General features: G+C 66.1%; 15 protein-coding genes. 7 read left to right on the plus strand and 8 right to left on the minus strand.

The genetic code is table 11. The features are described 5' to 3' along the window. Positions 1-6: 6 nt before the first annotated feature. Positions 7-1053 carry a recombination-associated protein RdgC gene (locus tag ACT531_RS03920; protein WP_476016533.1) on the minus strand — a complete coding sequence of 349 codons (1047 nt, stop codon included), beginning with the start codon at positions 1051-1053 and terminating at the stop codon, positions 7-9. A 334-nt stretch (positions 1054-1387) separates the two neighbouring features. On the opposite strand from ACT531_RS03920, the gene ACT531_RS03925 reads away from it, so the two are divergent. Next, positions 1388-1969 (plus strand): Spy/CpxP family protein refolding chaperone, encoded by a 582-nt coding sequence (locus tag ACT531_RS03925; protein WP_476016534.1) that lies wholly within the window; start codon positions 1388-1390, stop codon positions 1967-1969. 1313 nt (positions 1970-3282) lie between these two features. On the opposite strand, the gene ACT531_RS03930 is transcribed toward ACT531_RS03925, so the two are convergent. Further along, on the minus strand, positions 3283-8175 hold the full coding sequence (locus tag ACT531_RS03930) for an EAL domain-containing protein (protein WP_476016535.1): 4893 nt from the start codon (positions 8173-8175) through the stop codon (positions 3283-3285). A gap of 309 nt (positions 8176-8484) precedes the next feature. Between ACT531_RS03930 and ACT531_RS03935 the strand changes: the two genes are divergently transcribed. Next, on the plus strand, positions 8485-8943 hold the full coding sequence (locus tag ACT531_RS03935; RefSeq protein ID WP_476016536.1) for a MerR family DNA-binding transcriptional regulator: 459 nt from the start codon (positions 8485-8487) through the stop codon (positions 8941-8943). Between the two features lie 101 nt (positions 8944-9044). Further along, positions 9045-9476, plus strand: a complete 432-nt coding sequence (locus tag ACT531_RS03940) for a PaaI family thioesterase (RefSeq protein ID WP_476016623.1) — start codon at positions 9045-9047, stop codon at positions 9474-9476. 18 nt (positions 9477-9494) lie between these two features. On the opposite strand, the gene ACT531_RS03945 is transcribed toward ACT531_RS03940, so the two are convergent. The 3 genes from ACT531_RS03945 to leuA form a co-directional block, all read right to left on the minus strand. Next, entirely contained in the window at positions 9495-10595 is a 1101-nt protein-coding gene (locus ACT531_RS03945; protein WP_476016537.1) for a 3-deoxy-7-phosphoheptulonate synthase, read from the minus strand. 189 nt (positions 10596-10784) lie between these two features. Beyond that, a complete protein-coding gene (locus ACT531_RS03950) occupies positions 10785-11300 on the minus strand; it encodes a C40 family peptidase (protein ID WP_110960624.1) in 516 nt (171 codons plus the stop codon). A 130-nt stretch (positions 11301-11430) separates the two neighbouring features. Further along, entirely contained in the window at positions 11431-13110 is a 1680-nt protein-coding gene (leuA, locus tag ACT531_RS03955; protein ID WP_476016538.1) for a 2-isopropylmalate synthase, read from the minus strand. Between the two features lie 452 nt (positions 13111-13562). On the opposite strand from leuA, the gene ACT531_RS03960 reads away from it, so the two are divergent. Then, positions 13563-13928 (plus strand): YciI family protein, encoded by a 366-nt coding sequence (locus ACT531_RS03960; RefSeq protein ID WP_209816988.1) that lies wholly within the window; start codon positions 13563-13565, stop codon positions 13926-13928. Between the two features lies 1 nt (position 13929). On the opposite strand, the gene ACT531_RS03965 is transcribed toward ACT531_RS03960, so the two are convergent. Genes ACT531_RS03965 through ACT531_RS03975 form a run of 3 tightly spaced genes read right to left on the minus strand, consistent with a single transcriptional unit; the run spans position 13930 to position 18344 of the window. Further along, on the minus strand, positions 13930-15843 hold the full coding sequence (locus ACT531_RS03965) for a putative bifunctional diguanylate cyclase/phosphodiesterase (RefSeq protein WP_476016539.1): 1914 nt from the start codon (positions 15841-15843) through the stop codon (positions 13930-13932). Beyond that, on the minus strand, positions 15840-16388 hold the full coding sequence (locus tag ACT531_RS03970; protein WP_110960627.1) for a YfiR family protein: 549 nt from the start codon (positions 16386-16388) through the stop codon (positions 15840-15842). Before ACT531_RS03970 ends, ACT531_RS03965 begins: the two co-directional genes overlap by 4 nt. A gap of 3 nt (positions 16389-16391) precedes the next feature. After that, the gene (locus ACT531_RS03975) at positions 16392-18344 is read right to left on the minus strand and encodes a TonB-dependent receptor plug domain-containing protein (RefSeq protein WP_476016540.1); all 1953 of its coding nucleotides are present in this window, start codon (positions 18342-18344) and stop codon (positions 16392-16394) included. Positions 18345-18753: 409 nt separating this feature from the next. Here ACT531_RS03975 and ACT531_RS03980 point away from each other — a divergent pair, with 409 nt between their 5' ends. The 3 genes from ACT531_RS03980 to ACT531_RS03990 all read left to right on the plus strand — a co-directional run bounded on the left by ACT531_RS03980 (position 18754) and on the right by ACT531_RS03990 (position 20214). Next, positions 18754-19170: a YciI family protein gene (locus tag ACT531_RS03980; protein ID WP_476016541.1), complete on the plus strand. Its 417-nt coding sequence runs from the start codon at positions 18754-18756 to the stop codon at positions 19168-19170. 23 nt (positions 19171-19193) lie between these two features. Beyond that, positions 19194-19730 (plus strand): SRPBCC family protein, encoded by a 537-nt coding sequence (locus ACT531_RS03985; RefSeq protein ID WP_295940940.1) that lies wholly within the window; start codon positions 19194-19196, stop codon positions 19728-19730. Positions 19731-19806: 76 nt separating this feature from the next. Continuing rightward, a complete protein-coding gene (locus ACT531_RS03990) occupies positions 19807-20214 on the plus strand; it encodes a VOC family protein (RefSeq protein WP_015011867.1) in 408 nt (135 codons plus the stop codon). The last annotated feature ends 5 nt before the right edge of the window (positions 20215-20219 follow it).

The raw sequence follows: 20219 nt of genomic DNA on the forward strand, positions 1-20219 counted from the left end.
ATCAGCTCAAAACGGCGCCGCTTCCGGGTCCGTGTCCACCGGCGCCTCCTTGGGCCCCGTTACCACACCACCGGCCGTCTTGCGTGAGGGCGTGGAGGGTGCCGGTGCGGTGGCTGCGAGTGCAACGCTTGCAGTAGTCACCGCATCGGCCGCACTCGCCACCCCACTCTCCGACTCCCCTCCCAGCGCCTCGATCAGGTCCGGAATCAGCTTGACCAGTTCGCCGGTGGCGATCGCCACGTCGGTGTCAAACCCGCCGTCGTCCGCCTTGGTGCCTTCAAACACGGTGTCGAGAAACGACACTTTCTTGATCTGCAGGCCTTCGGTGAGCATGAAGCTCACGCGGTCGTCCCAGGTGAGTGCCAGCTTAGTGGGCAGCTTGCCCGCGTCGATGTGGGCCTGCACCTCTTCGATGTCGAGCGGGTGGCGGGCGTAGCGCACCACGGCTTTTTCTTCGTTGGCGCTTTTCAATTCGCACTCACGGTCCACCGTGAAGCCCACGGGCGGCTCCTGCTCCTTGAGCCAGTGGGCCATGGCGGCCTGGGGGCTGGTCTGGGTGTCGAGCAGCGACACCGACAGGCCGGGCAGCGATTCGACCAGCAGGGTCACCACTTCATCGGCGCGGCCCTGGCTGGACGTGTCCAGCACCAAGAGGCGCGAGGCCGTGTCGATCCAGATCCACATCGAGCCTTGCTTGGTGAAGGCCATGGGCAGCAGGTCCAGCTTGGCCTCGTCTTTGAGCTCCTTGCTTTCCTTCTTGCCGGGCTTGCGGCCGGTTTCCTTTTCGATGCGTTCGGCCTTCTCCTTGACCTTGCGCGCCAGCACGCTGCCGGGCAGCACCTTGGTCTCGACCATGAAGCGCAGGATCCACTGCCCGCCCACCGATTCGACCAGGGGGCCATGCAATTCACCCCGGGGGGGCACCCAGCCCAGCGACTTCTCCTGCGTGGCGCCACATTCCTGGAAAGGGGCCTTGGCCAGCGCTTCTTCCACTTGCGTCAACTCGACCTGCCATTGCGGAGCAATGCGGTACACGATCATGTTCTTGAACACGGAAAACCTTTGGTTGGGGTCGCTGCGAACAACGACACGGACACGGAACCCGCCATTGTCGGCGGTCGCCACCCTGGCGCCGGGCCACCGGGACACGGACAGCACTTGGAGGACTGAAAACGCTACACAATCAATAGCAATCAGGGCATATGGCACCAGCACATCGCCCGCTATTTGCTCAAAATGAGCCTGGAGGCTGCTTTGCAAGCGTTCGCCGCAACTTTACACAGCCTCACCCAACGCGCACGGTGGCGATACGTGGGCGGCAGACACTGGACTCCAATCGCTGAAACGGTCGTTGCAGCGAGCTCACCACCGCGAAAGGACTTCCACCATGGCCTCCCGTTTCTCTCACCCCATCTCTCACCGTATTGCCGCCACTGCCCTGCTCGCCGCCATGGCCTTGCCTGTGCTGGCCCAGCAACCCCCTGCAGCGCCTGCAGCACCCACCGCGCCCGCCAAGGCCGCCGAAGGCCGCCATGAACGCCACCACGGCGACATGGCGCAGCGCCACGCCAAGCGCCTGGCAGACCTGAAAGCCCAGCTCAAGCTGACCCCTGCCCAGGAATCGGCCTGGACCACCTTCACCTCGGCCATGCAGCCAGGCGAACGCCCCGCCCGCCTGGACCGCCAGGACATGGACAAGCTGACCACGCCGGAACGCATCGACCGCATGCGCGCAATGCGCGCCCAGCATGCCGCCGAAGCCGACCGCCGCGGCGAGGCCACCAAGGCCTTCTATGCCACGCTGACGCCCGAGCAGCAAAAGACCTTTGATGCCCAGGCCCACCGCGGCCGCCCCATGGGTGGCATGCGGGGTGGTGAGGGCCGCCACGGGCATGGCGACCACCATGGCGGCATGCGCGGGGGTGAAGGCCGTCCGGGCCCTGCCCCCACGCCTGCGCCCGCCAAGTAAGGCGTTGCTATGAACTGGGGCGACAGGCGCTGAAGCCTGTCGTCACAAAGGGACTGTTTCAAGCCCTTCCGCAATTCCCCACCCTGCCAACCCGGCGTTCTACAAAGAACGCCGGGTTTTTTCTTGGACGGTCACGCCCCGGAGGGTGCCGTACAAGGCCATGAGACGAGCCAGGGAACGCAACTCTACGCCGCTGTGGATAACCCTGGGCACATTTTTGGCACAACCGGGCAGTTATCCACACAAAACGCCGCCGCCCGAAAGTTGTTGTCGGCGAGCCCCGCACTTTGCGCGCGCCGCCCCACATACTTTACAGCGACGCAAGTGCGCGTCAACGTTGAAGAAAAAGCGCTTGTCCACACAAACAGGCGTTCTCTACTACTACTGCTATTTATATATAAAGCCTTTAAAGAATAACCAGAACCCCCAATCCGGGCACCTATCCACCGCCGGTGACGGGTCCATCGACCGACTGGACAACCTGACAGACAGGCGATTGATGCCGGAATGGGGAAGTACCGGCTCGGCACGGCGGTCCTGTCCGGTGGATCGCTCACACCCTTGAGAGGCTGCAAAAGAAGTGGCTGGGGGGTCCGATGCCTTTCACGCCGCACCAGCGGATGCAATGCTTCCGCCACCTAGGGCACCCCATCCAGCTTCAGCCAGAGGGAATGGCTCTGCCCCACCGGCTTCGCCCGAATCCTTGCAGCCAAGGAGAAGGAGCATGGTTTCCACTTATTTGCTATCAATTAATGAGCAATTAGGGCATGAAGCTGTAGCGCTCCCCTTCGTTTTGGGCCCATTTACTGCCGCCGATGCGCTCGGTGCGTAAAACTGGGGATAGTTTTGGCACAACCGGGTGCTTATCCACAGAAAACTGCGTGGCACCGCTTTTGTCCCCGCTCGGGAGACAACGGGAGCAGGGCGGAGTGCACAGGGTTGGCAGCGGGCTAAGTGCGCGCCAGCGCTGGCAAAAATGCAGTTGTCCGCACGCCAGGCCGCCCTCTACTACTACGACTATGTATTTATAAAAGACATAAGAAGAAGACAGAGGACAACTGGAGCCACACCCACAGCGGGTGTGAATGGATGAACGCGGCACCTACATGCCGGGCGTACCCAACCCACCCGGGATGAACGATGGGATCTGGAGGCCCTCAGAACGCCGTGGAAGGCCTTGGACGCAGAAGCAGGACCGGGGGGCCTAAAAGGATCCCCAGGCCCTTCACGGACGTTCTGGGGCCCTCAGAAGGGAGTTAGGGTGGGAGGGATTAAGGGGTGGACAAGCGCCGGGAACACCCGGCGGGTGCCGCTTATGCCTGCGAGGTGCGCAGGAAGCTGTCCAGAACGTCCACCGACAGCGCCTTGCTGAACAGGTAGCCCTGGTAGAGCTGGCATCCTGCGCGGGCCAGCAGCGCGCATTGCTCGGGCGTTTCCACGCCTTCGGCGATCACTTCCAGCCCCAGGCTGCGCGACAGGCCGATGATGGTGTCCACAATGGCGGCGTCGTTGGGGTCGGTCAGGAGGTCACGCACAAAGCTTTGGTCGATCTTGAGCTGGTCGAGCGGCATGCGCTTGAGGTAGCTCAGGCTGGAGTAACCCGTGCCAAAGTCGTCCAGCGAGAAGCCCACCCCGTACGACCGCAGCGCGGTCATGGTGGCGATGGTGGTTTCCATGTCTTCCACCAGCAGGCTTTCGGTCAGCTCCAGCTTGAGCTGGGCCGAGGGTGCGCCGGTGATGGCCAGCACGCGGGCCACGTCGTCCACAAAGCTGGCATGGCGGAACTGGCGCGAACTCACATTGACGGCCATGGTCAGGTGCGACAGGGCCGGGTCGCTCTGCCAGCTGGCCAGCAGCTTGCACGCGGTGTGCAGCACCCAGCGGCCCAGTGGCAGGATCAGACCCGTTTCTTCGGCCAGCGGGATGAACTGTGCGGGCGACACCATGCCGCGCTGCGGGTGGGCCCAGCGCACCAGTGCCTCCACCCCCACGCAGCGGCCCGACTGGTGGATCTGCGGCTGGAAGTGCAGCAAAAACTCTTCCTGCATCAGCGCCGAGCGCAGGTCGGTTTCCAGCCCCGCGCGCGCCGTGACCACGGCCTGCATGTCGGGGTCAAAAAAGCGCAGCGTGTTGCGGCCCGCCGTCTTGGCCTGGTACATGGCCAGGTCCGCCTGCTTGAGCAGCTCGCCCACCGTGGTGTGCTCACCGGTGAAGGGCGCAATGCCGATGCTGGGCGTGCTGCGGTACTGGTAGCCCTGCAGCGCATAGGGCACGGCCAGCATGGCCAGGATCTTTTCACCCACGCCCCGGGCGTGCAGCGCCAACTCGTGCGGTTTGGGGCTGAGTTCTTCCAACATGACCACAAACTCGTCGCCCCCCAGCCGGGCCACCGTGTCCACGCTGCGCACGCAGGTGTTCAGGCGCTGCGCTACCTGTTGCAGCAGCAGGTCGCCCTGGTCGTGGCCCAGGGTGTCGTTCAGGGTCTTGAAGTTGTCGAGGTCGATGAACAGCAGCGCCCCGCCCTGCTGGCGCCGCTGCGCGGTGGCCAGGGCCTGGTGCATGCGGTCCATGAGCAGCATGCGGTTGGGCAGGCCGGTGAGCGCGTCGTAGAACGCCAGGCGCTGGATCTCGCGCTCGCTGGCTTTGCGCTGGCGGATATCGGTGTTGATGGCCAGGATGGACTGAGGCTGGCCGTCGTCGCCCCGCACCAGCGTCCAGCGGCCTTCCACCTCGATGGTGCTGCCATCGCGGTGGCGCTGCACGATCTCGCCCGTCCACTCGCCCTGCTCCAGCACCGTCTGCGTGGCGTGCCGGAAGTGCGTGGGGTCTTCGTACAGCAGCGTCTCGATGGACTGCCCCAGCGCCTGCAGCTGCGACCAGCCGTACAGGCGCTCCGCGCTCTTGTTCCAGAAGATGATGCGGTGGTCCAGGTCGCGCACCAGGATGGCGTCCTGCGCCTTGTCCAGCAGCGAGGCCTGGTGGCGGATGCGGATGTCGGCCAGCTGCCGCTCGATCTCGGCCGACGCACGCGAGGCAAAGATTTGCAGCGTGGAGGTGATGAAGTCCGTGTCCGCAATCGCGTGGCGGAACAGCACGAAGACGATGCCCACTACCTCGCCGTCGGCATTGCACAGCTGCTGGCCCACATAGGCCTGGGCACCCACCGCGCGCAGCACGGGGGCTTCGGGGTACAGCTGCTGCACCTTGTCGGTCACCACATGGGTGCGTTGCGACATCAGCAACAGGCTCGGTGTGCCGTCCAGGCTGTATTCGTCGTTGGGCAGCATCTGGCCGTCGAGCACGGCGGCCAGCGTGACCACCCGGGGCGCCTGGCCCTGGGACTGCGGCAGCAGCCGCACCACGCAGCCGCCTTGCGCATCCAGCGCATCGGCCATGTTGCGCACCAGCTGCACAAAAAATTCGGTGCCCGTGCTGGCCGACACGGCGGCCGCCACCTTGAGCACTGAGGCCTGCAGCCGCTGCTGCGCCTTGTGCGCGCGCAGGCTGGTGATGCCGATGGCGAGGTCGTTGGACAGCTCCTGCAGCAGCGCGGCCTCTTCGGGGCTGATCTGTAGCACGTCGGGAGCGTACAGGTACAACAGGCCAAAGCTGCGCTCTTGTGCATGGTCCCGCGCATGCTCGCGCAGCGGCAGGCAGATCACCCCGTGAAAGCCATGCTCCAGCATGCGCTCGGTCCAGTCGGCAAAGTCCCCTTCGGTGCGGATGTCCTGCACGATCACCGGCTGGCCGGTGCGCACCGCAATGCCCGCCGGGCCCCGGCCATAGGGATCGTCGGCCGACCAGCTCAGGTGCAGGTTTTCCAGGTAGTTCTGGTTGTAGCCCGCATGGGCCACCGGGCGGATGGACTTGCGCTCGTCGTCCATGGCAAACCCCACCCAGCCCATGCGGTAGCCACCGATGTCCACCGCAATCTGGCAGATGGCCTGCAGCAGTGCGGTCTCGGACGTGGCGCGCACCAGGGTTTCATTGCATGCGCTCAGCAGGCGCTGGGCACGGCCCATGCGCGCCAGCTCGCGCTCGGTGCGCAGGCGTTCGGTCACGTCGGTGGCCAGCACCTGGCGGGCCGGGCGCCCGTTGAAGCTGATGCTGCCCGCCGTGATCTCCACATCCATGAAGCTGCCGTCCTTCTTGATGTGGCGGCTGATGACGGGCTTGTTGCGCTGGTCCATCGGAACGGCGCGGATGTTGGCCTCGACGTTGGGGCGCCGGTCGGCGGGCCACAGGTCCAGCATCGACATGGTCAGCAGTTCGGACTCGGTGTAGCCGTAGTGGCGCTCCATCGATCGGTTCACGGCCTGCAGCTGCAGGGTTTCGCGGTCGTACACCCACATGGGGTGCGGGTGCTCGTCAAACAGCATGCGGTATTGCTGCTCGGACGCATGCAGTTGCCCCGCCACATGCCGCAACTGCACCATGGCACCCAGCGACTCGGTCAGGATTTCCAGGTGCGCCACATCGCGGCGTGAAAACGCATTGACCTTGTCCGATGTGACCTTGAGCGACCCGACGATGGCGTCGCCACTGCGCAGCGGCACTGCCATCACCGACCGCACGCCGTGGCGGTGGGGCATCGACGCCATGTCCCAGCCCTCGGCTTCGGTGTCGTTGCACACCACGGTCTGGCCCCTGCTGAGCGCGGGCCAGAGCAGGCTCTGGTCCACCGCCAGCAGGTTGCCCACCGGGCGCACGTGGTCACCGGCCGACGCCTGCGCCACCAGCTGGCGGCCTTGCAGCAGCTCCACCATGGCGCCGCGCGCTTCGGTCTGGCGCAGCACGGTGCTGGCCACCAACTGCAGCACCTCAGGCAGCGGCATGTCCAGCGACGAGATGCGTTGCTGCACCTGCAGCAGCTCGGCATGGTTCTGTGCATCGCGCTGGGCGGCCAGGTCGGCCAGCTTTTGCGCGCTGATGTCGGTCATACCGCCCACCATGCGCACGGCCTTACCCTGCAAGTCACGGATCAGGAAGCCCCGGTCCAGCACCCAGGCATAGCTGCCATCCTGGCGGCGAAAGCGGTACTCGTCCGACCAGTGGTTGGCCGTGCCGTCGATGACGGCATGAATGCCTTCGAGCACTTCTCCGCTGTCATCGGGGTGCAGCCGCAAGGTCCACGAGGTGCTGTCCGGCGGCAACTGGTCGAGCGGGACGCCGAACAGGGTTTGCATGCCCTCGTTCCACCACATGGCATCGGTGTGCAGGTTCCAGTCCCACACCGCGTCGGCCGTGGCGCGTGAGACCAGGTGAAAGCGCTCTTCGCTTTCACGGCGGGCCTGCCGGGCCTGGTGCTGGGCCGAGATGTCCTGAAACGCCCCCTGAACCCGCACGATGCGGCCTTCGGCATCGCGCACCGCCTGCCCGGTAGTGCGCACCCAGAAATGCCGCCCTGCCGGTGTGACGAGTTCGGCTTCCAGGTCAAACGGTGTGCCGTGGTGGATGCAGCTCTCAAACGCTGTCTGCATGGCCTTCCGGTAGGGGGGCGGGTACAGCGCCAGAACCTGTTCCACTGATCCCACACGCCCCGCAATGCCGAAGGCAGCGGCAATCTCCTGCGACCAGTTCAGCTGCAGGCTGGGCAGCTCCACGATCCAGCCGCCAATACGGGCCATCTGCCCGGCCACGCGCAGGGTTTCGCTCTGGGCCAGCAGCTCGGCGTGCATCTTGTCGCGTTGCTGCACCAGGTCGGCCAGCACCTGCTTTTGGCGGCGCAGTTCCAGCTGCACCATCGCCTGCTCGGCCAGGATGCGCAGGCCCTCTAGTTGCTCGGCCTCGATGTGCCGGGGGATGGAGTCCAGCACCGCCAGCGTGCCCAGCGCCTGCCCTTCGGGCGTGACCAGCGGCACGCAGGCGTAAAAGCGTACATGGGGGTCCTGCGTGACCAGCGGGTTGTGGGCAAAAACCGGGTGCTTGTGCGTGTCGTTGACCACCATCGGCTCGCGACTGCCGCTCAGCGCATGTGCGCAGAACGCTATCGCGCGCTCGGTCTCCCTGAACGGCACACCGACTGCGGCTTTGAACCACTGCCGGTCGCTGTCCACGAAGTTGACTACCGCCATGGGGCACTGGCACACGCGCGCGGCCAGTGTGGCCAGCTGGTCAAAGCTGTCTTCCGTTGGGGTGTCGAGGATCGCGTAAGACTGCAGCGCCTGGAGCCGTGCGGCCTCTGCGGTGGCTTGCGCTGGTGGCATGGTCAGTCCACCGTGGCGCCGCTACGCACGCAGCTGCCCAGCCTGGTCAGTGCGACCAGGTCATGGGTGGTGGGGCGGAGTAGCGTCGGCAAGGCAATCGGGCAGTAGAGGGAGCGTGCAATGCGGCTGCACCGCGCGCTCAGGTTCACAGCGCCACAGGCACTGTGGCAAAGAGTGTGAATGCTACACCGCACCGCCCTTGCTGGCGACCTGCGCCCATGGGGGTTTGCCCCAAAAAACACAGTGTTCTGACCTTGCGCAGTCACCCAGGCAACCTTCGCGCAGCGCGAGGCTTGCTAACGTGGCCCCATGCAGATTTCCGAACTCGCTCAACAGGCCTCGGTGTCCGTCCACGCGTTGCGCCACTACGAACGGCTGGGCCTCATCCGCCCGGACCGCCGGGCCAACGGCTATCGCGACTACCCGGCCCGCATGCGGCGCGAGGTGGTGTTCATTGCCATGTCGCGGCAGTTGGGCTTCAGCCTGCCGCAGATAGCGCTGCGCCTGGACGAATACCGCGCCGGCACCCTGGGCATTGATGACATGGTGCAGGCCTTGCAGGAGCGTGTGGAGGCCATTGACCAGCAGATCGCTGCGCTGCAGTTCCAAAAATCCACGGTGCAGGCGCACCAGGCCTGGTTGCGCAACCCGTTGCGCCAGCAGCCGCAGCGGTCGCCATCTGCGGCACGGCAAACCCGCCCGGGCACAGCCACCACGCCCGCCAGACCCTGGCCGCGTGTGCGTGGCCCGGCAGCCCGCAAGCCCTAGCCCTCGGGACCGCACAACCCCCTCACCAGGAGACAACCACCATGACTGTTCCACCGACACCCCAGTCCAGCGATACCGAGTCCCACCCACCCCAAGCCACGATGGAAGCCTTGAAAGGCATGGTGCTGGCCATGCCCATGGCCCGCACGCTGGGGCTGGGCTTTGTGCATGCCGAGCTCGGGCGGGTGGAGGTGGAGATACCGGTGAGCGAGGCCTTCAGCTTTCGCCCCGGTCAGTTGCAGGCGACGGCCGTGTTTGCGGTGGCCGACTTTGCGGCGGTGGCCGCGGCAGGCAGTGTGTTGCCGCCCGGCTGGACCAATGCCACCGTGGACACCACCCTGAAAATTGTGGCCCCCGCGCAGGGCGAATGCCTGCGTGCGCGCGGCCGTGTGGTGGATGCGGGGCGCCTGCTCACCGTCTGTGCTGCCGATGTGTGGGCGGTGGATGCCGCTGGGCAGGAGCGGCTGTGCGCCACGCTGCTCGCCACAGCGCGCAACATCGACACCGGCGCCCCTCGCCCGCCCCGGGGCTGACCGCTGCTGCGGTGCCCGTCAGGCTTTCTGGCGCCGTGCCCGCACGGCCGCCGCCAGCCCTTCGAGCACTGGCACGGTCTGCGCCATGCTGATGCAGGCATCGGTCACTGACACGCCTTGCGCCAGCGGCTGGCCGGGCACGATGTCCTGGCGGCCTTCCTGCAGGTGGCTCTCGATCATCAGGCCGGTGATGCGTGTGTCGCCTGCGGCAATCTGCTGCGCCACTTCTGCCGCCACGGTGATCTGGCGCTGGTGCTGCTTGCTGCTGTTGGCGTGGCTCACGTCGATCATCACCTGCTCGCGCAGGCCCGCGGCCTTGAGCACGGCGCAGGTCGCATCCACATCGGCGGCGCTGTAGTTGGGCTGCTTGCCACCGCGCAGGATCACGTGGCAGTCCTGGTTGCCGCGCGTTTCAAAAATCGCGGCCTGGCCCATTTTGGTCATGCCCATGAACGCGTGCGCGGCGCTGGCCGCCAGGATGGCGTCGCTCGCCACCTTCACGCCGCCATCGGTGCCGTTCTTGAACCCCACGGGGCAGCTCAACCCGCTGGCGAGCTGCCGGTGGCTCTGGCTCTCGGTGGTGCGCGCGCCAATCGCGCCCCAGCTCACCAGGTCGCTGATGAACTGCGGCGAGAGCAGGTCCAGAAATTCGGTGCCCACCGGCAGCCCCAGCGCCAGCACATCCAGCAGCAGCGCACGCGCCATCTCCAGCCCTTCGTTGATCGCAAAGCTGCCATCGAGGTGCGGATCGTTGATGTAGCCCTTCCAGCCCACCGTGGTGCGCGGCTTTTCGAAGTACACGCGCATCACGATGAGCAGGTCGTTCTGCAGCGCGTCCGCCTGCTGCTTGAGCTGGCGCGCGTAGTCCATGGCCTGGCCATGGTCGTGGATGGAGCAAGGCCCCACCACCACGATCAGCCGGTCGTCCTGCCCGTGCAGGATGCGCGAAATGGCGACGCGGCTGGTCTCGACCAGGTTCTGCGCCGCATCGGGCGTGGGCAGCCATTCCTGCAGCAGCGCAGGCGTGATCAGCGGGCGCACGGCCTTGATGCGCGTGTCATCGATGCGCGTCGTGTCGTGGGTGGAGATGGGGGTAGCGGAGCGGTGTGCGTGGGTCATGGTGGCCCCGATTGTCGCGGAGCCCGGTCACAGGCCGAATTGGGCCACCTGCCAGATACCGGCGCGGCCCAGGCCAGAGACGCAGAGTAAGGGCCGCCCCGCAGCGAGTGCGTCGTCCCCCTGCCCGCAGCGCGCAGCGGTGGGAGAGCGGGGGGAAGCGGCGTAGCCGCTCAGGGGGAGTGTCCGAATTCAAGGTCTGCGGAACGCCGCATTCTGCCGCGCCCAATGGCGCGACTGCAGGTGGTCCATGCGCACCGTGCCGCCCGTAGACGGCGCATGCACAAACCGTCCTTCGCCCACATAGATGCCCGCATGGCTGGGCTGGCGGCCGGTGCCAAACACCACCAGGTCGCCCGCGCGCAGCTCGCTGCCGTCGATGGGATAGCCCCAGGTGTTGAGCTGGGCTACCGTGCGCGGCGGTGGTGTGCCCACCTGGTTGCGGTACACGTAGCCGATCAACCCGCTGCAATCAAAACCCGAATCCGGCGTATTGCCGCCGTAGCGGTACGGCGTGCCCACCAGGCCCAGCGCGTGGATGGCGATGTCGTGCGCCTGCTCGGGGGTGAGCGGTGGCGTGGTGCGGGAAGGGGCCGAGGCCGATGGAGGGAAAGAAGGTGACGGAGGCCGCGATGTGCCGCAACCGGCCAGCACCAGCAGGGCGGCAGTGCAGACGGCGGCAAGGCCCAGGGGGTGAAAAGAGCGCATGGGCCGAAGGGTAACGGATAGGGCGGCGCGCAGCACCCTACCCCACCGGCCGCCAGGGGATATTGGCCCAAAGTGCCGCCAGCGCTTGTCCTTCAAGCGCCAGCAGCTATCGTTTTGATACCGCAGCCGCTTATGCCATCGCCACGGCTTGGGCCGCCATGCGCCGTGCCATCAGCCGGTTGGCCACGCTCACGATGGCGTTCACCGAGGCGGTCACGATGTTGTGGCTGGCGCCTGCGCCAAAGGTGGAGCCCGCCACGCCGTCCATGGCCGCTTCCACAATCGCCAGCGCCTGGGCATTGGCGCCCGTTCCGGTGGCGCGTTCTTCGTAGTGGTCTACGCGCAGTGGCAGGCCGAGGGCGTCCACCGTCGCGGCAATCGGCCCGTTGCCCTGGCCGCGCAGGGTCTGGCGCGTGCCGTCGATGGTCACGTCCAGCTCGATACCCTGGCCGTCTTCATCGATGCGGTGGCTGTGGCAGGTGATGGCGGCCTGTGCTGGGGCCTGCAGATAAGTGCCCTGGAAAAGTGCCCACAGCGCATCGCCCGTCATCTCGCCTTCGCTCGCGTCGGTCTGGCGCTGCACCACGGCGCTGAACTCCACCTGCATGCGGCGCGGCATCACCACGCCGTGTTCGCGTTCGAGCAAGAAGGCGATGCCGCCCTTGCCGGACTGGCTGTTCACGCGGATCACGCTGTCGTAGGTGCGGCCGAGGTCGGCGGGGTCGATGGGCAGGTACGGCACTTCCCATAAGGCGTTCGGGTCTTGCGCCGCAAAGCCTTTCTTGATCGCGTCCTGGTGCGAGCCTGAGAACGCGGTGAACACCAGGTCGCCTGCGTAGGGGTGGCGAGGGTGCACGGGCAAGGCCGTGCATTCCTCGGCAATGCGCGCGACCGAGGTGATGTCCGAGAAGTCGAGGCCCGGGTGTACGCCCTGCGTGTACATGTTGAGCGCCAGCGTCACGATGTCCACATTGCCGCAGCGCTCGCCGTTGCCGAAGAGGCAGCCTTCCACGCGGTCGGCACCGGCCATCATCGCGAGTTCTGCCGCCGCCACGCCCGTGCCCCGGTCGTTGTGCGGGTGCACCGACAGCACGATGTGCTCGCGGGGGCTGAGGTGCCGGTCCATCCACTCGATCTGGTCGGCAAACACGTTGGGCGTGGCGTTCTCCACCGTGGTGGGCAGGTTGATGATGATGGGGCGGCCGGGGCCTGCACCCCAGGTGGCGATGGCGGTCTGGCAGGCCTTGAGCGACACGCTGAGCTCGGTGGCGCTGAAGGTCTCGGGCGAGTACTGCAAGGTCCACTGCGTTTCGGGCTGCGCGTCGGTGAGCTGCTTGAGGTAGCCCACGTGGTGGCTGATGAGCTGCATCACCTGCGTCACGTTCATGCCGAACACGATGCGCCGCCAGGCGGGCGCGGTGGCGTTGTACAGGTGCACGATGGCGCGGGGTGCGCCCTTCACGGCTTCTACCGTGCGGGCAATCAGGTCCTCGCGCGACTGGGTCATGACCATGATGGTCACGTCGTCGGGGATCAGGTTCTCGTCGATGAGGCGGCGCACAAAGTCAAAGTCGATTTGCGAAGCGGCCGGAAAGCCGACCTCGATCTCCTTGAAGCCGATGCGCACCAGCTCGTGAAAGAGCTTCATCTTGCGCTCGCCGTTCATGGGCTCGAACAAGGCCTGGTTGCCGTCGCGCAGGTCGGTGGAGAGCCACACGGGGGCGCGGGTGATGCTGCGGGTGGGCCATTGGCGGTCGGCGAGCGCAATGGGGGCGATGGGCTGGTACTTGGTGGCGGGCTTGGCAATCATGAGAGGCTCCACGAACGGTGTGTGCGGTGTGCAAAACAAGCAGCACGGTGCACGGGTCAATCGGAATCGAAAGAAATCAAAACGAATGACATCCCCTGCAGCCCTTTGCGTATGCAAAGGCTGGTTCGCGGGCCGGGGTCAGGGGGAGATCAGGTGTTGCGCTGAGCGAATCAGGCAACGAGGGAGGCGAACGCAGGCAGACCCCGGCCAGGCACTAGACCTAGCGATAGGGTGGATAGAAGCATGCTGCGTTGCATAGGGGGTCGAAGATAGCACAGCGCTGCCGCCGCGCGCAACCCTTTGCATGAAATCTGCCGATGGCGCTGGTCGAACATGCCCTATTAGCTATTGAAAACATAGCAAACAGGGCTGTTAGCATGGCGCCCTTGCAGTCCCCACCGATGGCGTAGTCCGTGCGGGTGGGCACGACCGGCCCCGATTCAGGAGACCCCATGCCTTACCTGTTGCTCATCATGGAACCCCACGGCCAGCGTGCCGAGCGGGGCCTGGCCGGTGGTCAGGAGGCCTATGCCCGCATGCAGCGTTTTGGGGCAGGATTGCAGGCCCGTGGCCTGTTGCGCGCCAGCGAGTCACTGGCCTCGACCGAACAGGCCGTGAGGCTGCAGGTGCGCGATGGGCAGACCCGCCTGACCGACGGGCCGTTTGCCGAGACCAAGGAAATGGTGGGCGGCTTCTTTCTCATCGACTGCGCCACGCGCGAAGAAGCCGTTGCCATCGCCCGCGAATGCCCAGCCGCCGAGTGGGCTACGGTAGAGGTGCGCGAGCTGGCGCCCTGCTACCACGGCGCTGTGGACTGAATCAAGCCGATGCACTCGCCTGCAGCGCCAGAAACTGCGGCGCAGGCATGGGGCGTGCAAACACATAGCCCTGCAGCACATCGCAGCCTTGCCGCACCAGGTAGTCGGCCTGCTCCTGCGTTTCCACGCCCTCGGCGGTCACCTGCAGACCCAGGCTGTGTGCCAGTGCGACGATGGCTGTGACGATGGCGCGGCTGTGCTCCTGCCCTGGCAAATCTTTGACAAAGCTGCGGTCGATCTTCAAGCGCCGCATGGGCAACTGGCGCAGGTACGCCAGTGACGAGTAGCCGGTGCCGAAGTCATCGATGGCCAGGTGAATACCCAGCTGGCTCAACCGGTGCAGCGTGTGGGCGCCGGCCTCCATGTTTTCCATCAGCACGGTTTCGGTCAGCTCGATCTCCAGCAGGTGCGCGGGCAGGCCTTCTTCACGCAGGATGTCCATCACGCGTTCCAGAAACTGCGGGTCGCCCAGCTGCCGTGCCGAGATGTTCACGGCCACGCGCAGAGACTTGCCGCCCTTCCACTGCGCGGCGTCGCGGCAGGCGGTGCGCATCACCCAGTAGCCCAGCGGGGCAATGAGGCCGCAGTCTTCGGCCACCGACACGGCCTCGAGCGGCGACACGGAGCCCAGCTCCGCGTGCGTCCACCGCAGCAAGGCCTCGGCGCCGACCAGGGCCCGGTCGCTGGCGGCAAACAGGGGCTGGTAGTGCAGCGCCAAACCGGTGCCCTGCTCCAGCTCGGCACGCAGCGCCTGTTCAATGGCCTGGCGCCGCACCACGGCCAGGTTCATCGACGCATCAAACCGTACGCAGCGGTTCTTGCCCATCTCCTTGGCGCGGTACATGGCGGTGTCGGCATTGCTCACCAGCGCGTCCATGTCCATCGCATCGTCCGGAAACGTGGCAATGCCTGCGCTGCAGGTCACATTCACCTGCTGGCCGACCTCGGTGTAAGCGGCCTGGAAAACGCTGACGATGCGTTGTGCGTATTTCTCCAGCGCTGCATCATCCATGTCCAGCCGCAGGATGAGCGCAAATTCGTCCCCGCCCAGGCGCGAGATGGTGTCGGTGCTGCGCACCACAGATTGCAGGCGCTTGGCCACCTGGCGCAGCAGCCCGTCTCCCGCCGCATGGCCGAAGGTGTCGTTGACTGTTTTGAAGTTGTCCAGGTCGATGTACACCAGCGCCACCCGGTAGCCTGCGCCACGTGCGCCCTGCAGCTCGGCGGCCAGTTTCTCGTTGAATGCATGCCGGTTGCCCATGCCGGTGACCGCGTCGGTGTGGGCCAGCTCATGCAGGCGGTTTTCGGCATCGCGCACTGCGGCGCGGCTGCGCAGCACCATGGCGGTGGCCATGGCCATCACGCAGATGGCGATCAGCAAGGCAGTGCCAAACCGGATGCCCAGGCGCATGTACAAGGCCGCCATCGACTTTCGGATGTACAGCGTGCCCCAGGTGTTGCCAGACGCCTCGATGGGCCTGGCGATCTCCAGCATGTGCCAGCCTGCGCGCTCTGCGGCGCCGTCCAAGCCCGTGGCACGCAGCGTGGTGGGAAAGTCCGGGTCGCGGTCGCGCGCGTAGTGGGCGAACAGCACGCCATCCTTGTCGTACACCGTGGCGCTGATCACCATGGACGATGACCGCAGCGCACCCAGCATTTCGTTGGCGGTGCTGGTGTCGCGGAACACCACGGCCGCCGAGATGTTGTCGGCCACGATGGCGGCTTCCACCCGGCTGTCTTGCAGCATGGACGCGCGGGTGCTCCAGTAGTCCACGCCGGTGAGCGCCAGCACCACGGTCAGTAGCGCCATGCCTGCGGCCAGGATGCCGGTGACTACCAGGCGCGATGACAGCAGGCGATGTGTCGCCGGGCTTGCGGGCGCTGCGGTGCCGGCTTCAGAGGGGCGTGTTTTCACCGGCCTCCCCTGGCCAGCCGCAGCAGCCGTGAGCTGATGATGAGGCCGGCCTTGTTGGCGGCGTCGGGGCTGATGCCGAACACCACACGTCCTTCCTGCTGGGCCAGGGCGATGACGATTTCGGGATTCACAAAGGTGATTTCGTCCGACACCGTGAGGATGCCGTGGGATGGAGGCAGGGTCCGCAGCAGCCGCAGAACAGGTTCCACTTCCGCGTTGTGGACGATGAGCACGCGGCAGCCACGAATCGCCGGCAGATCCAGCAAGCGCACGCGGACGGTGCGGCCCTTGGTGGCCTGTTTGCCATCAAGGGCGGTCAAGGCGCGCTTGAGCGGGCTGAACGCAGACACACACACCGTGACGTCATTGCCGGGCGCACCATCGCTATCGGGCCAGTCGATGAACTGGATGAAGTTGAAGATATAGGCGGCCTTGAGGTCCAGGTCGGCCACGGGCTCATTGGCATGCGCTGCACTGGTGCCCAACCCGCACACCCACCACAGGCAGATCGCCAGCAGTGCATGCCATCGCTGGGTGTTGGCCATGGCTCAGAACGCGTAGGTCAGCTTGACGCGATACGTGCGCCCGTCCTGCCGGAGCGCGTCTTCCCGCACCTCAAACGAAGCGGGGTCGGAATATCGGCGGTTGAACAAGTTGTACACCCCCAGCGATACATCCACGTCCGCGATCCGCGTGGAATAGGTCACATGGGTCAGTACATACCCGGGCAGGCGGGCGTTGAGCACGGTGTTGCGCGGGCCGATGCCGATGGCCTCGAAGGCGTAGCGGCCCGGGTTCCAGCCCCAGCCCGCAGGCGCGTGCAGCACGTCGGACCATTGCAGCTTGAGCAGGTGCCGGGGCGAGTTGGTCAGCGCTGCGTCCATTGACGGGTCCCGTGCCTTTTGCCATCCGTAGGCCACACGCAGGCGCCGCCCGCCCGCCCAGCGTTGTTCGGCCTCGGCCTCCAGGCCGTGCACTTTGACGGTGCGGGTGTTGTTGAAAGTGAGGCGGTCTGAGTGGCCCAGGCTGTCCAGCGAGATCAGGTCGCTCACCCCCGACCGGAACGCCGTCAGCAGCAGGCGCGTGGCCCCGGTCGGTGCATGCTCCACGGCCAGTTCGGTGGTGCGCACACGCTCGGACCGGATGCTGGTGGTGTCCACCACACCGCCGGGCAGGTTCACGCGGTAGTCGCGCTCGTAGGCATTGGCCGGGCGGTAGGCGGTGCCGTGCAGCAGCTTGACGGCGGTGGCAGCGTCCCACCAGTACACCAGTCCCAGGCGGGGGTGCAAGGCGCCTGCGCTGCCCGACTGCTGTCCCCAGCGCAGGCCGGTGTGCAGCGTGAGGTTGGGGCGCAGCGCAAACTCATCCTGCAGATAGACCCCCAGCACATTGCCGTTGCGGCGTGTGTCGAGGTACTGCGCCGGTGGGTCCAGGTCGTCATTGCGCTGTGCAATGCGGGTATCGCGCCGGTAGTCCAGCCCCCAGGACAGCTTGTGCTGCGCGAGGGCCGTGCTCACCCACTGCCACTCGGTGCCCCACCACTGGCCGGTGCCGACGTCGCGGTTCACCGTCACGGGCGGGTAGTCGTACACGTAGTCGCCCACGTATTGGTAGCGCCCTGCGTGCAGGCGTGCCGTGAAGGCCAGCGTCGGCTGCCATTGCGCGGTGTATTCGGCGGCCACGCGCGTGCTGGTGTCGATGTACCGCGAGCGCGGGTCGTTGAAAACCTGCGAAAACGCTGCGGTCGGGATGCCCTTGGTGCGCTCGCCGTGGGCAAGGGTCAGCGTCAGCCCATCGCGTCGCATGCGGGCGAACAGCTGGGTGCTGCGGTCATAGTCCAGCCCGTGCGCCACGCCCTGGTGGCTGGCGGGCGCATCGAACGCGGGGTAGTACTGGTCGGCCCCGCGTGCGGTGGAGCGCGTGGCCGCGATCAGCCAGTCGCCTCCCTGCGCATCGACGGCGCCTACGGAAAACCGCAGCTTGGCGTAGCCATGGCTGCCGGCCTCGGTGCTCACCTGGGGCCCGCCCAGCTGGCGACCGTCGCGGGTGATGACATTGACCACGCCAAAAAACGCATTGGCCCCATACACCGCCGACCCGGGGCCAGGCACAAATTCCACCCGTTCCACCAGGTCCAGGTCGATGGGAAAGTCCGTGCCGATGCTCGCCTGGTCGTAGAGGTTGTCGTTGAAGCGCACGCCATTGACCAGCAGCAGCACCCGCGTGTTGTAGTCGCCCGGCGTGGCAAAACCCCGTGTGCCCAGATAGTGGTAGCTGCGGTCGTAGGACACGTACAGCCCGCGCATGCTGGCCAGCACATCGGCCAGCGTGCGGTAGCCAAACAGCTGGATGTCATCGGCGGTCACCACGCTCACGGCCGCCGGGGCCTCCAGGGCCGTCTGTGCATACCGGCTGGCCGTGGTGACCTGCATCTGCATGAGCTGCTCCAGCGGCAGGTCGGCCATGGCGGCGATGTCGGACTGCGCGTGGGCTGCCGCCATGCCAGCGCACAGCCCCAATACCACCCATGGGCGGTATGGCCGCTGTCGATAGGTCGATCCTCGTTTCATGGCAAAGGCACTGCGTGTGGCTGGCGGTGGTCCCCCCGTGGGGACCTCGCTGGCGGGCGGGCGGAAGGATGCGGGGCGAAGTCCCGGGATCGATGAATCAGTCTTTACAAATTGTATCGACCAGGGGTTGCAAAACCCAGTGCGGGCGCTCAGTAGTCTCCCTATGGCGGCCCCTCGCCCACCCCGCGCGCCAACCGGTCGGGATAGGTGTTAACCCTCGTTTCGCCCGGGCTTGCACATCCGGATGTCGATTTCCGGCGCTCCCATTCGTCGTCACTGTGAAGCACCTGGCAAGGACCGTCGGCGCTTCCGAATTTTTAACTACCCCGAGGAGAACCGCATGCGCTTCATGATCATCATCCAGGCCACCACCGAATCCGAACAAGGCTGCATGCCGACCGCAGCCCTGATGACCGCGATGGCCCGCTACCACGAAGAACTGGCACGCGCCGGCGTCCTGCTGGACGCCAGCGGCCTGCAGCCGTCCGCCAAAGGCTGGCGCGTGGGCTACAGCGCCAGGGGCACCCGCACCGTCACCGACGGCCCGTTCACCGAGACCAAGGAGCTGATCGCGGGCTACACACTCATCCAGGTGCGCAGCCGTGACGAGGCGCTGGAATGGACCCGCCGCTTTCCCAATCCGCGCGGCGAGGGCCTGGAGGCCGAGATCGAGGTGCGACAACTCTACGAAATGGAAGACTTTGCCGGCGTGGATGGCGTCGAGCAGTTCCGCGACCTCGAAACCCTGCGCGGCTGATGCGCGGCGTGAAGGACATCCCCATGGTCAAAACCATCGCCCTTGTGTTGCTGGCGGCCCTGGCGCTGCTGCTGGCGTTTGCAGCCACCCGCCCCGACACCTTCCGCGTGGAACGCAGCCGCGTCATTTCGGCCCCGCCCGAGCGCGTATTCGGCCTCATCCACGACCTGCGCCAGTTCAACACCTGGAACCCCTACGAACGCAAGGACCCGGCCATCCAGGGCCAGTACAGCGCCGCCACCCGCGGCCCTGGCGCACGCTACGCTTGGCAGAGCGACAAGGTGGGCGTGGGCAGCATGGAGATCGTCGAGGCCACAGCGCCCCGCCGCGTGGGCATGAAGCTCGACTTTGTGAAGCCCTTTGAAGCCCACAACCAGGTGGAATTCACCCTGCAGCCCGAAGGTGCAGGGGCCACGCGCGTGACCTGGGCCATGCAGGGCCCTGTGCCCTACCTGGCCAAGATCTCCCACCTCGTGTTCAACATGGACCGCATGGTGGGGCAGGACTTTGAGGAGGGCCTGGCCAACCTGCAGGCCGTGGCGCAGAAGCCCGCCCCATGAACGCGTGCCACCGCTGCTTCACCTTTGCCAAACCCGTCGTTTCCCTTTACCGTCATCACCCTTCTGGAGAGTCGTCATGCATGCACAGATTTTCGTGAACCTGCCCATCGACAACATGGCCCGCTCGCAGGCGTTCTTTCGCGCGCTGGGCTACGAGTTCAACCCCCAGTTCACCAACGACCAGGGCGCCTGCCTGGTGGTGGGCGAGAACCTCTTCGTGATGCTGCTCGTCAAGAGCTTCTACCAAACCTTCACCGACAAAACGATTGCCGACGCACGCACCACGTCGGAGGTGCTGGTGTGCTTCTCGTGCAGCAGCCGGGAAGAGGTTGATGCCCTGGTGGACAAGGCCGTGGCCGCAGGCGCCACCACGCCGCGCCCGGCGCAGGACCTGGGCTTCATGTACTCGCGCAGCTTTGACGACCTGGACGGCCACACCTGGGAGTTTGTGCACATGGTGGACGCCAGCCAAGCCCTGGGCTGACGGCC

The organism is Acidovorax sp. DMC1 (genome assembly GCF_056314325.1).